The following is a 13,758-nucleotide window of genomic DNA, read 5'->3' on the forward strand; positions in this document are numbered from 1 at the left end:
CTGCTGCGCCAGGTGTGGTGATACACACACACCCATCCGGCCATGTTGTGCGATCTCTCCTTGGCCGGGAGCGGGGGTGTGGTCCAGGATCGGGTTCATGGACCTGCTGAACACCCTGGTGGACAAGGGGCTGCGGCGAGAGCTGCCGACCCGCGAAGAAGCGCTCGCCGTACTGGCGACTTCTGACGACGAACTGCTCGACGTGGTGGCCGCGGCCGGCAAGGTGCGCCGCCAGTGGTTCGGCCGTCGGGTCAAGCTGAACTACCTGGTCAACCTGAAGTCGGGCCTGTGCCCCGAGGACTGCTCCTACTGCTCCCAGCGCCTGGGGTCGACGGCCGGGATCCTCAAGTACACGTGGCTGAAGCCGGAGGAGGCCTCCCAGGCCGCCGCGGCCGGCGTCGCCGGCGGCGCGAAGCGGGTCTGCCTGGTCGCGAGCGGCCGCGGGCCGACGGACCGGGACGTGGACCGCGTCGGCAAGACGATCGCGGCGATCAAGGAGCAGAACGAGGGCGTCGAGGTCTGCGCGTGCCTCGGCCTGCTCTCGGACGGCCAGGCGGAGCGGCTGCGGGACGCGGGCGCGGACGCCTACAACCACAACCTCAACACCTCCGAGGCGACGTACGGGCAGATCACCAAGACCCACACCTACGCGGACCGCGTCGACACAGTGCAGAAGGCGCACGGCGCCGGTCTGTCCGCGTGCTCCGGTCTGATCGCGGGCATGGGCGAGAGCGACGAGGACCTGGTCGACGTCGTCTTCTCGCTGCGCGAGCTGGACGCGGACTCGGTGCCGGTCAACTTCCTGATCCCGTTCGAGGGCACCCCGCTGGCCAAGGAGTGGAACCTCACCCCGCAGCGCTGCCTGCGCATCCTGGCGATGGCGCGGTTCGTCTGCCCCGACGTCGAGGTCCGCCTCGCCGGCGGGCGCGAGGTGCACCTGCGCTCGATGCAGCCGCTGGCCCTGCACATCGTCAACTCGATCTTCCTCGGCGACTACCTGACCAGTGAGGGCCAGGCCGGCCAGGCCGACCTGGACATGATCGCGGACGCCGGTTTCGAGGTGGAGGGCGCCGGTACGTCGACCCTGCCCGCGCACCGCTCCGACGTCGCGGCCGCCGCCACCGGCGGGGGCTGCGGCTCGAACGGAGGCGCCTCGCTCTGCGGTTCGGGCGCGCCCGCCGAGGGCGACGCCCCGGCCGCGGGCTGCGGCTCGGCGTGCGGCGGCTGCTCCGGCCACGCGCCGGCGGACGAGACGCCCGTACCGGTCCAGGCCGAGGCCGGCGGGGTCCGGCCGGAGCTGGTGGCGGTCCGCCGCCGCGGCGCGGGGACGGACATCGCCCCCAATGCCTGATCAGCTCCACCGGCTGTCGGCCGGCGCGGAACTGCTCGCGCTGGACCGGCAGCACGTCTGGCACCCGTACGGTCCGATGCCCGGCCGGCAGGAGCCGCTGGTCATCGCCTCCGCCTCGGGGGTGCGGCTGCGGCTCGCCGATCCGTCCCAGGGCCACGGCCACGAAGAGCTGGTCGACGGCATGTCCTCCTGGTGGTCGGCGATCCACGGCTACAACCACCCGGTGCTCAACGAGGCCGCGACCGCGCAGCTGGGCCTGATGTCGCACGTGATGTTCGGCGGGCTCACCCACGAGCCCGCCGTCCGGCTCGCCGCGAAGCTCGTCGAGATCACCCCGACGGGGCTTGAGCACGTCTTCCTCTCCGACTCGGGCTCGGTGTCCGTCGAGGTCGCGGTCAAGATGTGCCTGCAGTACTGGCGTTCGCTGGGGCGCACGGGCAAGACCCGGCTGCTGACCTGGCGCGGCGGTTACCACGGGGACACCTGGCAGCCGATGGCCGTCTGCGACCCCGAGGGCGGCATGCACGAGCTGTGGCAGGGCCACCTGCCGCGGCAGGTCTTCGCGGACGCGCCCCCCGGCGGTTTCGACACACCCGTCGACCGGGCGTACGCGGACCACCTGCGTTCCATGATCGCCGCGCACGCGGACGAGCTGGCCGCGGTCATCGTGGAACCGGTGGTGCAGGGTGCGGGCGGCATGCGCTTCCACCACCCGGGTTACCTGCGGGTGCTGCGCGAACTGTGCGACGAGTACGGGGTCCTGCTGATCCTGGACGAGATCGCCACGGGATTCGGCCGTACGGGCGCGTTGTTCGCGGCCGACCACGCGGGGATCACCCCGGACGTGATGTGCCTGGGCAAGTCGCTGACCGGGGGTTACCTCACGCTGGCGGCCACCTTGTGCACGGAACGGGTGGCGAACGGCATCTCGCAGGGCGAGGTCCCCGTGCTGGCGCACGGGCCGACCTTCATGGGCAACCCGCTGGCCACCGCCGTGGCGCTGGCCTCCGTCGAGCTGCTGCTCGGCCAGGACTGGGCGACGGACGTCAAGCGGATCGAGGCGGGGCTGCGCGAGGGCCTGGCCGTCGCCGCGGACCTCCCCGGGGTGAAGGACGTACGGGTCCTGGGCGCGATCGGCGTGGTGCAGCTCGACCACGAGGTCGACGTGGCCGCGGCCACCCGGGCGGCGGTGCGCGAGGGCGTGTGGCTGCGCCCGTTCCGGGACCTGATCTATGTCATGCCGCCGTTCGTGACCGGCGACGAGGACGTGAACCGTATCTGCCGCGCCGTGTGCGCGGCAGCGCAGGAAGGCTGAGATGTCCGTATTGATGGTGTCCGGGACGGGCACCGAGATCGGCAAGACCGTGGTCACGTCGGCGATCGCGGCGGCCGCGGTGGCGGCCGGCCGCTCGGTGGCGGTGCTCAAGCCCGCGCAGACGGGTGTCGGCCCGCAGGAACCGGGGGACGCCGCGGAGGCCGTCCGGCTGGCCGGGCCCTCCGTCACGGCAGTGGAACTGGCCCGCTACCCGGAGCCCTTGGCCCCGGACACGGCCGCCCGGCGGTCAGGGCTGCCCACACTGGCCCCGGCACAGATCGCGGAGGCCGCGGAACGGCTGTCGCTGGACCACGACCTGGTCCTGGTGGAGGGCGCGGGCGGGCTGCTCGTCCACTTCGACGAGTCGGGCAACACGCTGGCCGACGCGGCCCGCCTGCTCGGTGCGCCGACGCTGATCGTCGCCCCGGCGGGTCTGGGCACCCTCAACTCCACCACCCTCACGGCGGAGGCACTCCGGGCCCGGGACCTGACCCCGCTGGGCGTGGTGGTGGGCAGCTGGCCGCAGAGCCCGGACCTGGCGGCCCGCTGCAACCTGGCGGACCTCACGAGGTCCTCGGGCCTGCCGCTGCTGGGCGCGGTCCCGGAGGGCTCGGGGACCCTCGCGCCGGAGCTCTTCCGGGCGTCGGCCCCGTCCTGGCTGGCCCCGTCCCTGTCGGGCACCTGGTCGGCCCGGTCCTTCCTCTCCACCTGGTCCCCTCCCACCTTCGTCCCCACCGGCGCACCCTCCAGCCCCGCCGGCGTTTGAGGCGCGCGGCCCGGGGCGGAGCCCCGAGCCTGTGACCCCCGCCGGCACAAACCCAGCCCCGCCGGCGTTTGAGGCGCGGGGCCCGGGGCGGAGCCCCGAGTCCGTGACCCCCGCCGGCACAAACCCAGCCCCGCCGGCGTTTGAGGCGCGGGGTCCGGGGCGGAGCCCCGAGTCCCTGAGCCCCGCCGGCGACTGCGGCGCGGCCGTCCGACCAAGGCGGCCGCACCCACCCGCCGGCGCACGGCACGGCACCGGCACCCGCACCGGCGGCTAGCCCAGCGGCTTCACCCAGCGCGTCCACTGCTCCTGCGGCCGATAGCCCACCGCGCCCCACACCCGGTGCGCCCGCTCGTTGCGGTCGAGCACCATCGCGTCCCCGCGCCGGCCGCCGAGGGCCACGAAGCGCTCCTCGGCGGCGGCCAGCAGGGCGGCCCCGATGCCCTGCCTGCGGTACCCGGGGTGCACGGCGAGCCGGTAGAGGTGACAGCGCCACCCGTCGAAGCCCGCGATCACCGTGCCGACGAGCTCGCCTCCCTGCCGGGCGAGCAGCAGCGCCTGCGGGTCCCGCTCGTGCAGACGCTCGACGCCGGCGAGGTCGTCGCTGATACTCGTTCCCTCCGCGGCGGCCTTCCAGAAGTCCAGGACGGCGCCCAGGTCGGCGGCCGACGCGGGGCCGATATGAAGATCAGTCATGTCCGGATCCCACCATCCGGCCACGCTCCGCCAAAAGCGTGATCCGTTCCCTTTGCTCTTCCTTTACCATGTGGTGAAAGGTCCCTCTTGAGTGAAAGGTGTGAGCGTCCGCCCATGGGCGAGCCTCCCAGTCCCCCACATACCTGCCCGCGACATACCCGCCCGCGACATCGCGCGGTCCCCCGCTTCCTGGCCGATCATGGGACGGAGGTGATCGACCGATGACCGAAGTGCTCCTGCTCGTCGTGGCACTGCTGCTCTGTCTCGTCTGTGGAGTCTTCGTCGCGGCCGAGTTCTCGCTGACGACCGTCGAGCGCAGCGAACTCGAACGAGCAGTCGAGCGCGGCGAACGCGGGGCCGACAGCGCCCTGGCCGCCGTCCGCACCCTGACGTTCCAGCTCTCCGGCGCCCAGCTCGGCATCACCGTCACCGGCCTGATCATCGGCATGATCTCCAAGCCGTCGATCTCCGCCCTGCTCCAGGCGCCCTTCGAGTCCCTGGGCCTGTCGGCCGGCGCCGCCTCCTCCACCGCCCTGGTCCTCGGCACCGTCCTGTCGACCGTCGTCCTGATGGTCGTCGGCGAGCTGGTGCCCAAGAACTGGGCGATCTCCTCCCCGCTCGCGATCGCCAAGCGCGTGGCGACCGTGCAGCGGGTCTTCAGTCGGGCCTTCAGGCCCCTGATCAGCCACCTCAACACCACCGCGAACCACATGGTGCGCCGCTTCGGCCTGGAGCCGGCCGAGGAGCTGGCGTCCGCGCGCACCCCGCAGGAGCTGGTCGCCCTCGCACGCCACTCCGCGAAGGCGGGCGCACTGGAGAAGGACACGGCCGAGCTGTTCGTCCGGACCCTGAACCTCGCGGACCTGACCGCGGAGAACGTGATGACCCCGCGCGTCCAGGTCACCGCGCTGGATGTGCAGACCACCGCGGAGGACGTGGCGAACGCGACGCTGGCCACCGGTCTGTCCCGCTTCCCGGTCTACCGCGGCAGCCTCGACACCGTCGTCGGCACCGTCCACATCAAGGACGTACTGGCCCTGCCGGCCGCGGAACGCCGCCGCCGCCCCGTGTCGCAGCTGCTGCGCGAGCCCCTCCTCGTACCGGAGTCGCTCACCGTGGACCGGCTGCTGGACCGGCTGTCCGGCAAGCAGACGATGGCCGTGGTCATCGACGAGTACGGCGGTACGGCCGGTGTGGCCACGCTGGAGGACATCGTCGAGGAAGTCGTCGGCGAGGTCCGCGACGAGCACGACCCGCACGAGACCCCGGACCTGGCCCCGGCCGGTACGGACGCCTCCGGGCGCCTGCTCTACTCGGCCGACGGCGCGGCGCGCACCGACCAGCTCCGGCGGATCGGACTGCGCGTGCCGGAGGGTCCGTACGAGACCCTGGCCGGCCTGATAGCGACCGAGCTGGGCCGGATCCCGGCGGTCGGCGACCGCATGGAGCTGGACGGCTGGCGTCTGGACGTGGTGGACGCCGTCGGGCGACGGGCCTCGCGGGTGCTGCTGCACGCCCCGGTCGAGCCCACCGAGGACGGGGAGCGGGGCCGATGACCGTCATCCAGCTGCTGATCGGCCTGGCGACCCTGGTCGTCAACGCCTTCTTCGTCGGCGCGGAGTTCGCGCTGATCTCGGTCCGGCGCAGCCAGATCGAACCGTACGCCGAGCAGGGCGACCGGCGGGCCCGCGCCGTCCTGTGGGGCCTGGAGCACGTGTCGGCGCTGATGGCCGCGGCCCAGCTGGGCATCACACTGTGCACCCTGGTGCTGGGCGTGGTGGCCGAGCCCGCCATCGCGCATCTGCTGACCCCGCTGTTCGACCTCGTCGGGGTACCGGCCGGCGTGACCCACGCGATCTCCTTCGTGGTGGCGCTGGCGCTGGCGACGTACCTGCACATGCTCTTCGGCGAGATGGTGCCGAAGAACGTGGCGCTGGCCGAGCCCGTGCGGACCGCCCTGCTGCTGGGGCCGCCGCTGGTGACGGTCACGCGGGCGCTGCGGCCGGTGATCTTCGCGATCAACGCCTTCGCCAACACCCTGCTGCGCCTGCTGCGGGTGGAGGTCAAGGACGAGGTCGCGGCGACCTTCACGGACGACGAGCTGGCCCGGATGGTCAAGGACTCCAGCAACGCGGGGCTCCTCGACGACCGGGCGAGCGAGCGCCTGCACGACGCCCTGGAACTGGGCCGGCGGCCCGTGACCGACGTGGTGCTGCCGGCGGACCGGGTGGTCACCGCCCGGGAGGGCATCAGCCCGGCCGGACTGGAGCGGCTGTCGGCCGAGTCCGGGTACTCCCGCTTCCCGGTGGTGGACGCGCAGCACAAGATCCTGGGCTACCTGCACGTGAAGGACGCCCTGGACGCGGACGACGAGGCCCGGGAGGCGTCCTTCCCGGTGTCGGCACTGCGGCCGATCGCCCAGGTGCGGGCGGAGACTCCGCTGGACGACGTGCTGACCGCCATGCGGCGCAGCCGTACGCACCTGGCGGCGGTCCTCGGGGCGGAGGGCGCCATGACGGGCCTGGTGACGATGGAGGACGTCCTGCGGGAGCTCTTCGGCAGGCCCGCTTCGACGTGATCCGCCGGGACGTGCGGTCCCCGGCCCTGCGGGGCCGGGGTACCGCGCGGTAACATCACTGCGCCATGGAGATGAATGCCTCTTACACCAGTTTTGTCGCGGTCGGCGACTCCTTCACCGAGGGAATGTCCGACCGGCTTCCGGACGGCTCCTACCGCGGCTGGGCGGATCTGCTGGCCGCCCGCCTCGCGGCGCGCGAGCCGGCCTTCCGCTACGCCAACCTCGCGGTGCGCGGCAAGCTGATCGGGCAGATCGTCGAGGACCAGGTCCCGGTGGCGGCGGCGATGGGCGCGGACGTGGTGACCCTGGTGGGCGGGCTGAACGACGCCCTGCGCCCCAAAGTGGACATGGGCCGGGTCCGCGACCACCTGGAGTCGGCCGTGGAACTCCTCGCCCCCTCCTGCAAGCGCCTCGTCCTGATGCGCTCCCCGGGACGCAACGGGCCGGTGATGGAACGCTTCCGGCCGCGCATGGAGGAGCTCTTCGCCACCATCGAGGAGCTCGCAGCCCGGCACGGCGCCGTGGTGGTTGACCTGTACGGGGCCTCCGCGCTGGCGGACCCCCGGATGTGGGACGTCGACCGGCTGCACCTGACCGCCGAGGGCCACCGCCGGGTGGCCGAGGCCGTCTGGCAGTCGCTGGGCCTGCCCGCCGAGGTGGACTGGCGCACCGAACTGCCGGCCGAGGCTCCGCCGGGCTGGACCGTACGCAGGGCCCAGGACCTGAGCTTCGCCCGGCAGCACCTGCTCCCCTGGATCGGCCGCCGCCTGACGGGCCGCTCCTCCGGGGACGGCCGCCCGGCCAAGCGCCCCGAGCTGCTGCCCTACGGGGACGCGCCGCTCTCGTAGCAAGCCACAATCCCGGGTGGCGGCCCTACCTGCGTAAACGCACAGCCGCGGCCCAAGTAGACTTTCTCCACGTGACTGCCAAGCCCCGCATCCCCAATGTCCTGGCCGGCCGCTACGCCTCCGCGGAGCTCGCCGTCCTGTGGTCCCCCGAGTACAAGGTGACGCTGGAGCGGCGGCTGTGGCTCGCCGTGCTGCGCGCCCAGAAGGACCTCGGTATCGAGGTCCCGGACGAAGCCCTCGCCGACTACGAGCGCGTCCTCGAAACCGTCGATCTCGCCTCGATCGCCGAGCGCGAGAAGGTCACCCGGCACGACGTGAAGGCCCGCATCGAGGAGTTCAACGCCCTCGCCGGTCACGAGCACGTCCACAAGGGCATGACCTCGCGCGACCTGACCGAGAACGTCGAGCAGCTGCAGATCCGGCTCTCGCTCGAGCTCGCCCGGGACCGCACGGTCGCCGTACTCGCCCGTCTCGGCAAGCTGGCCGGCGAGCACGCCGAGCTGGTCATGGCCGGTCGCTCCCACAATGTGGCCGCGCAGGCGACCACCCTGGGCAAGCGCTTCGCCACCGCGGCGGACGAGCTGCTCGTGGCCTACGAGCGCCTGGAGGACCTGCTGGGCCGCTACCCGCTGCGCGGCATCAAGGGCCCCGTCGGCACCGCCCAGGACATGCTCGACCTGCTCGGCGGCGACGCCGCCAAGCTCGCCGACCTGGAGCAGCGGATCGCCGCCCACCTCGGCTTCGCCCAGGCCTTCACCTCGGTCGGCCAGGTCTACCCGCGCTCGCTCGACTACGACGTGGTCACCGCGCTGGTGCAGCTGGCCGCCGCCCCGTCGTCGATCGCCAAGACGATCCGGCTGATGGCGGGCCACGAGCTGGTGACCGAGGGCTTCAAGCCCGGCCAGGTCGGCTCCTCCGCGATGCCGCACAAGATGAACACCCGCTCCTGCGAGCGCGTGAACGGCCTGATGGTCATTCTGCGCGGCTACGCCTCGATGACCGGTGAGCTGGCCGGCGACCAGTGGAACGAGGGCGACGTCTCCTGCTCCGTGGTGCGCCGCGTGGCCCTGCCGGACGCCTTCTTCGCCTTCGACGGCCTGCTGGAGACCTTCCTGACGGTCCTCGACGAGTTCGGCGCCTTCCCGGCGGTCGTCGCCCGTGAGCTGGACCGCTACCTGCCCTTCCTCGCGACCACCAAGGTCCTGATGGGCGCGGTGCGGGCCGGCGTGGGCCGCGAGGCCGCCCACGAGGTCATCAAGGAGCACGCGGTGGCCTCCGCACTCGCCATGCGCGAGCAGGGCGCCGAGCGCAACGAGCTGCTCGACAAGCTGGCCGCCGACGAGCGGATGCCGCTGGACCGGGCCCAGCTGGACGCCCTGATGGCCGACAAGCTGTCCTTCACCGGCGCGGCGGGCGACCAGGTCGCGGCGGTGGTCTCCCGTATCGAGGCGATCGCCAAGCAGCACCCGGAGGCCGCCGGCTACGCACCGGGGTCGATCCTCTGACCCCCGACGAGCTGAACGCCGCCCGCGACCACGTCCTCCCGGACGTGGTCGCGGGCGGTCTGCGTGTGCTCTTCTGCGGCATCAACCCCGGACTCCTCTCCGCCGCGACGGGCCACCACTTCGCCCGCCCCGGCAACCGCTTCTGGCCCGTCCTGCACCTCTCGGGCTTCACCCCGCGCCGGCTGGCCCCCGCCGAGCAGGAGGAGCTGCTGACCTACCGTCTCGGCATCACCAACGTCGTGGCCCGGGCCACGGCCCGCGCCGACGAGCTGAGCGCCGAGGAGTTCCGCGAGGGAGGCCGCATCCTGACCGCCAAGGTGGAACTGCTGCGCCCCCAGTGGCTGGCGGTGGTCGGCGTGACCGCCTACCGCACCGCCTTCGGCGAGCCGAAGGCGAAGATCGGCCCTCAGGAGCGGACCATCGGCTCCACCCGCGTCTGGGCCCTCCCCAACCCGAGCGGTCTCAACGCCCACTGGACCGCCGAGTCCATGGCCCAGGAGTACGCCCGGCTCCGCACGGCCGCCGAGGCGTCGGACAGCCCGTAGAACTCCCGGGGCGAGCACCTGTCTGATCGCGGAAGCCCGGGGCCGCGGCAGCTTTTAGGATCTGCGGCATGGCAACAAGACTCGTGCAGATCAATATGAAGGCTCAGGACGACTCCGCCCTCGGCCGGTTCTGGGCGGAGGCACTCGGTTGGGGTGTCGACAGCGAGGGACCCGGCGTCACCAACCTCGAACCCGTGGGTTTCGCCTACCCCGACCCCGTGGCCGTCTGCATCGACATCGTCGCCCGCCCGGAAGCCAAAACGGTGAAGAACCGGGTGCACCTTGATCTGGCCACCACCTCGACCGCCCATCAGGCGGAGTTGGTCGCGCGCTTGAAGGATCTCGGCGCGACCCTCGCCGACGTGGGTCAGGGCGACGTCCCCTGGACGGTCATGGCCGACCCGGAGGGAAACGAGTTCTGCGTCCTGGAGCCCCGCCCGGTCTACCGGGACACCGGGCCGATCGCCGCGGTGGTGGTCGACTGCACCGACCCGCGAGAGATGGCCCGGTTCTGGGGCCGGGCGATGGACTGGACGCTGCACGAGGTCACCGACGACCGTGCGACCATGCGCTCCGCCAGAGGCGTCGGCCCCTACCTGGAGTTCCTCCGCACCCCCGACGCCAAGAGCGTGTGGAACCGCGTCCACCTCGACGTGTGCCCCTACCCCGGTGACGACCTGGGAGCAGAGGAAGCCCGACTGCGCGCCCTGGGCGCCACCGACCCCGGTATCGACCGGTCCGCAATTTCCTGGACGGTTCTGGCCGACCCGGAAGGCAACGAGTTCTGCATCCTCACTCCTCGCTGACCCCGAGCGGCTCCGGCCATCGGCGAGTACCGGGAGATCGTCGCTCTGCCAGGAGCACATCTGCCGCCTCGTTTCGTCAGGAGTTCTCAGGGAGGGTCGGTGACCGTGACCCCTGCCATCAGCCGGTAGGGGTCCTCCGGGTCCCACTGCGCCACGTAGGCCACCAGCCAGTGGGCTCCGGCCCGCCACAGGTGCACGTGGTCGGTGCTGTTGCCCATCTCCCCCCATGGCTGCGGTATCTCCTCCCCGTCGAACCCGCGGTCCCTCGGCGTCCGCAGCGAGAAGATCTGCGGCGCCCCCCACCGGTCGGTCGCGGCCTGGGCGAGCGCCCCGTACTCGGCACCGATCTGGTCGGCCGCCTCGATCCGACCCGATCCGTCGTCGTCCCAGAAGTCCTGTGTGCTGGCGAGCTGGACCAGGTGGAATCCCGGACCGCTGCTGTTTCCTCCGGTCCGGACCGGCTCGGACGGGAACTCCTTCGCCCGGAGCCGGTCGATCGTGTCGAGGTGCTCTGCCGTGGTCATACCGTCAGTATCCCGAGGGCCACTGACAACTGGCCCGACGTCACGCGTCCCGCCGACGGAGGGTACGCGGGCGCAGTTCCTGCTCACGCCGTACGGCCGCGACTCCTCCGACAGCGCCATGAGTCTTGCTCCGTCGGCTCATTGGGGGGACCGCTGGCGCACCGTGCTGTGGCTGGAGGCGCGGATGGTCATCGCGGTCGGTGCGGTCGGTTCCTCCGTCGGACCGCCCCGCGATCGCGGTGCTGCGCGAGTCGGGGCCGCCGCCGTCGCAGTGGCCGACGCTCGCGGAGGCCGACCGGCTGCTGGAGTCGGCCCGGGCCTCCGGCTCCGCGGTGGGCGCACAACTGACGGGTGAGCCGGAGAAGTTGCCGGGCCCCGTCACCCGGGAGGGGTACCGGATCCTGCAGGAGTCGCAGGCGCAGGGGGCGGGAGCGGGCGGCCCTGACCGAGCGGGTGGAGGCGGTTCTGCGGCTGATGGCGCGGGGCCTCACCGACGTGGAAATCGCCGGCGAGCTGATCATCGACAGGGAGACGGTCACGTCCTGCGTCAGCGCCGTCCGGGGGAAGCAGGGGGCGCGGGACCGGACGCAGGCGGTGATCACGGCGTACGAGTCGGGGTTCGTCTTCCCCGCCTGAGGGAAGGGTTGCTTCCGGCCGATGGGGGGCTGCTTCTCGCCGACTCGGCGGGTGGGCAGTACGATCCGGCTGACAAGCTCGCTAGCTGGGAGGACACACGTTGGGGCAGCTGACCGGCGGGGACCCCTCTCTGCTCCGGCGGATCAATTCCGCCGTGGTGCTGCGCGCACTGCGGACGGCCGGATCGCCGACCCTCACCGACCTCACACGGCTGACGGGGCTCTCCCGGCCGACCGTGGAGGGCGTGGTGGAGGGACTGATCGCGACCGGGCTCGTCGTCGAGGCGGACGCGGAGGAGGGCGCGCGGCGGCAGGGCCGCCCGGCCAGGCGCTTCCGCTTCCGCACCGAGGCGGGGCATCTGCTCGGCATCGAGATCGGCGCGCACCGGATCGCGGTGCTGCTGTCCGGGCTGGACGGCCGGGTCATCGGTGCCGGCACCAAGGATGTCGCGGAGACGGCGTCCGCCGACGAGCGGCTGGAGCGGGTACGGGCGGCCGTCGCCGATCTGCTGCGCCGCGCCGGGGTGCCACGGGACTCCCTGCGGGCGGTCGGGGTCGGCAGCCCGGGCATCGTGGAGGCTGACGGCACGGTCCGCCTCGGTACCGCGCTGCCCGGCTGGACCGGGCTGCCGCTCGGGGAACGGCTGCGGCGCTCGTTCCGCTGCCCCGTCCAGGTGGAGAACGACGCCAATGCGGCGGCGGTCGCCGAGCACTGGAAGGGGGCCGCGCGGGACACCGGCGACATGGTGTTCGTGATGGCGGGGCTCAGCCCCGGCGCCGGCTCGCTGATCGGTGGCCGGCTGCACCGCGGCTTCGGCGGCGCGGCGGGCGAGATCGGCGCCCTGCACCTGCTGGGCCGCGAGGTCACGCCGGAGCGGCTGCTGTCGACCACCGGTGAGCCCCTGCATCCGTTGGACGAGCCCGCCGTCGCCGAGGTCTTCGCCATGGCCAAGCGGGGCGACGAGCGGGCGGTGGCCGCCGTGGAGCGGTTCCTGCAGCGGCTGGTGCACGATGTGGCGGCGCTGGTCCTGGCGATGGATCCGGAGCTGGTGGTCGTCGGCGGCTGGGCGGCCGGCCTGGACGGGGTGCTGGAGCCGCTCCGCCAGGAGCTGGAGCGCTACTGCCTGCGCCCGCCGAGGGTGGCCCAGTCCATGCTCGGCGAGGCCGCCGTGGCGACCGGCGCCCTCCGGCTCGCGCTGGACCACGTCGAGGAGGAGCTCTTCGCGGTGGAGAAGACGGTCACCGCCCGCCGCTGACCCCGCCCCCGCGCGCCCGGCGTCCCGTACGACGTGGAATGGCCCGGCCCCGGCAGTTGCCGGGGCCGGGCCATTCCACGTCGTTGCGCGCCGTTCCGTGCCGTGCGGTCAGGAGGCGACGCGCGGCTCGTGGGTGATCTCGACGTTGCCCGAGTCGCCGAAGGTGAGGCGGCAGGTGTCGGCGCGGTAGGTGGCCACCGAGACCGCCGCGGTGCCCGCGGCGGTGAAGTAGCGCGTGGTGACCAGCAGCACCGGGGCGCCGGGCAGGCGGTCCAGTTCCTTGGCGTCGTCGGCGCGGGCGGAGCCGAGCTCCACCGAGCGGTCCTGGCCGTCGAGCACCAGCCGCTGCAGCTCGCGCAGGACGGCGCGGGCGCGGGCCGGGCCGGCCGGGGCCTCGATGGCGGGCAGTCCCGGCACCGAGGCGGCCGGCACGTAGAGCAGTTCGGCGGCGACGGCCTGGCCGTGGGTGACCCGGGTCCGGCGCACCGTGTGCACCGGCTGGTCGGCGGCGAAGGCGCCACCGGTACCGAGGAGCTTGAGCACGGCGGGCGTCGGCAGGGTCTCGGCCGCGTCCAGCGGCTCCCAGCCGTCGACGCTCTCGCCGGGCCAGCTGTGCTGCGCGCTGCCGACGGCGACGCCGACGCGCGGCGGGGCGACGGTGGTGCCGACGCCGCGGCGACGCTGGAGGCGGCCTTCGAGTTCCAGCTGCTCCAGCGCCTGGCGCAGGGTCGCGCGGGCGACTCCGAAGCGGGCCGCGAGCTCACGCTCGTTGGGCAGCACCTCGCCGACGGCGAAGTCCTGGTCGAGCGCCTCGCTGAGGACGGTCTTGAGGTGCCAGTACTTCGGCTCCGGCGCCGTTTCGAGCTGCGTGGTCCCCACCCTGACTCCTCCTGCCATCGCTGCACTCGCCGTGTGTTTCAGCGGCAGTTCCGCGCC

Annotated in this window: 13 protein-coding genes and 1 pseudogene; 11 read left to right on the plus strand and 3 right to left on the minus strand. The window is 72.8% G+C overall.

What is annotated here, in order from left to right:
- Positions 1-97 precede the first annotated feature (97 nt).
- Genes bioB through bioD form a run of 3 tightly spaced genes read left to right on the plus strand, consistent with a single transcriptional unit; the run spans position 98 to position 3,432 of the window.
- The gene (gene bioB, locus IE257_RS33300; protein WP_189973567.1) at positions 98-1,351 is read left to right on the plus strand and encodes a biotin synthase BioB; all 1,254 of its coding nucleotides are present in this window, start codon (positions 98-100) and stop codon (positions 1,349-1,351) included.
- Positions 1,344-2,666: an adenosylmethionine--8-amino-7-oxononanoate transaminase gene (locus tag IE257_RS33305; RefSeq protein WP_189973568.1), complete on the plus strand. Its 1,323-nt coding sequence runs from the start codon at positions 1,344-1,346 to the stop codon at positions 2,664-2,666. The genes bioB and IE257_RS33305 overlap by 8 nt, the downstream gene beginning before the upstream one ends.
- A 1-nt stretch (position 2,667) precedes the next feature.
- Positions 2,668-3,432, plus strand: coding sequence for a dethiobiotin synthase (gene bioD, locus IE257_RS33310; protein ID WP_189973569.1), 765 nt, complete (start codon positions 2,668-2,670; stop codon positions 3,430-3,432).
- Positions 3,433-3,702: 270 nt separating this feature from the next.
- On the opposite strand, the gene IE257_RS33315 is transcribed toward bioD, so the two are convergent.
- On the minus strand, positions 3,703-4,125 hold the full coding sequence (locus tag IE257_RS33315; RefSeq protein WP_189973570.1) for a GNAT family N-acetyltransferase: 423 nt from the start codon (positions 4,123-4,125) through the stop codon (positions 3,703-3,705).
- Positions 4,126-4,346: 221 nt separating this feature from the next.
- Between IE257_RS33315 and IE257_RS33320 the strand changes: the two genes are divergently transcribed.
- The 6 genes from IE257_RS33320 to IE257_RS33345 all read left to right on the plus strand — a co-directional run bounded on the left by IE257_RS33320 (position 4,347) and on the right by IE257_RS33345 (position 10,407).
- On the plus strand, positions 4,347-5,681 hold the full coding sequence (locus IE257_RS33320) for a hemolysin family protein (protein ID WP_189973571.1): 1,335 nt from the start codon (positions 4,347-4,349) through the stop codon (positions 5,679-5,681).
- The gene (locus IE257_RS33325) at positions 5,678-6,703 is read left to right on the plus strand and encodes a hemolysin family protein (protein ID WP_189973572.1); all 1,026 of its coding nucleotides are present in this window, start codon (positions 5,678-5,680) and stop codon (positions 6,701-6,703) included. The genes IE257_RS33320 and IE257_RS33325 overlap by 4 nt, the downstream gene beginning before the upstream one ends.
- A 65-nt stretch (positions 6,704-6,768) precedes the next feature.
- A complete protein-coding gene (locus IE257_RS33330) occupies positions 6,769-7,551 on the plus strand; it encodes an SGNH/GDSL hydrolase family protein (RefSeq protein ID WP_189973573.1) in 783 nt (260 codons plus the stop codon).
- A gap of 71 nt (positions 7,552-7,622) precedes the next feature.
- Positions 7,623-9,056 carry an adenylosuccinate lyase gene (purB, locus tag IE257_RS33335; protein WP_053170258.1) on the plus strand — a complete coding sequence of 478 codons (1,434 nt, stop codon included), beginning with the start codon at positions 7,623-7,625 and terminating at the stop codon, positions 9,054-9,056.
- A complete protein-coding gene (gene mug / locus IE257_RS33340; protein ID WP_189973641.1) occupies positions 9,053-9,601 on the plus strand; it encodes a G/U mismatch-specific DNA glycosylase in 549 nt (182 codons plus the stop codon). The genes purB and mug overlap by 4 nt, the downstream gene beginning before the upstream one ends.
- A gap of 68 nt (positions 9,602-9,669) precedes the next feature.
- A complete protein-coding gene (locus IE257_RS33345; protein WP_189973574.1) occupies positions 9,670-10,407 on the plus strand; it encodes a VOC family protein in 738 nt (245 codons plus the stop codon).
- Positions 10,408-10,493: 86 nt separating this feature from the next.
- Here the strand turns inward: IE257_RS33345 and IE257_RS33350 are convergent, their stop codons facing one another.
- Positions 10,494-10,931 carry a hypothetical protein gene (locus tag IE257_RS33350; RefSeq protein ID WP_189973575.1) on the minus strand — a complete coding sequence of 146 codons (438 nt, stop codon included), beginning with the start codon at positions 10,929-10,931 and terminating at the stop codon, positions 10,494-10,496.
- A gap of 426 nt (positions 10,932-11,357) precedes the next feature.
- Here IE257_RS33350 and IE257_RS33355 point away from each other — a divergent pair.
- Positions 11,358-11,567 (plus strand): annotated as a pseudogene (locus IE257_RS33355) (response regulator transcription factor); the annotation flags it as partial.
- A 100-nt stretch (positions 11,568-11,667) separates the two neighbouring features.
- On the plus strand, positions 11,668-12,822 hold the full coding sequence (locus IE257_RS33360) for an ROK family transcriptional regulator (RefSeq protein ID WP_052873079.1): 1,155 nt from the start codon (positions 11,668-11,670) through the stop codon (positions 12,820-12,822).
- Positions 12,823-12,930: 108 nt separating this feature from the next.
- Here IE257_RS33360 and IE257_RS33365 read toward each other — a convergent pair whose 3' ends face one another.
- The gene (locus tag IE257_RS33365) at positions 12,931-13,701 is read right to left on the minus strand and encodes a GntR family transcriptional regulator (RefSeq protein WP_189973576.1); all 771 of its coding nucleotides are present in this window, start codon (positions 13,699-13,701) and stop codon (positions 12,931-12,933) included.
- Positions 13,702-13,758 lie beyond the last annotated feature (57 nt).

The organism is Streptomyces avidinii, from assembly GCF_014650695.1.
Classification (GTDB): Bacteria; Actinomycetota; Actinomycetes; order Streptomycetales; family Streptomycetaceae; genus Streptomyces; species Streptomyces avidinii.

Coding starts and splice junctions, on each gene's coding strand:
- bioB (WP_189973567.1), top strand. CDS start 98: ATGGACCTGCTGAACACCCTGGTGGACAAGGGGCTGCGGCGAGAGCTG.
- IE257_RS33305 (WP_189973568.1), top strand. CDS start 1,344: ATGCCTGATCAGCTCCACCGGCTGTCGGCCGGCGCGGAACTGCTCGCG.
- bioD (WP_189973569.1), top strand. CDS start 2,668: ATGTCCGTATTGATGGTGTCCGGGACGGGCACCGAGATCGGCAAGACC.
- IE257_RS33315 (WP_189973570.1), bottom strand. CDS start 4,125: ATGACTGATCTTCATATCGGCCCCGCGTCGGCCGCCGACCTGGGCGCC.
- IE257_RS33320 (WP_189973571.1), top strand. CDS start 4,347: ATGACCGAAGTGCTCCTGCTCGTCGTGGCACTGCTGCTCTGTCTCGTC.
- IE257_RS33325 (WP_189973572.1), top strand. CDS start 5,678: ATGACCGTCATCCAGCTGCTGATCGGCCTGGCGACCCTGGTCGTCAAC.
- IE257_RS33330 (WP_189973573.1), top strand. CDS start 6,769: ATGGAGATGAATGCCTCTTACACCAGTTTTGTCGCGGTCGGCGACTCC.
- IE257_RS33345 (WP_189973574.1), top strand. CDS start 9,670: ATGGCAACAAGACTCGTGCAGATCAATATGAAGGCTCAGGACGACTCC.
- IE257_RS33350 (WP_189973575.1), bottom strand. CDS start 10,931: ATGACCACGGCAGAGCACCTCGACACGATCGACCGGCTCCGGGCGAAG.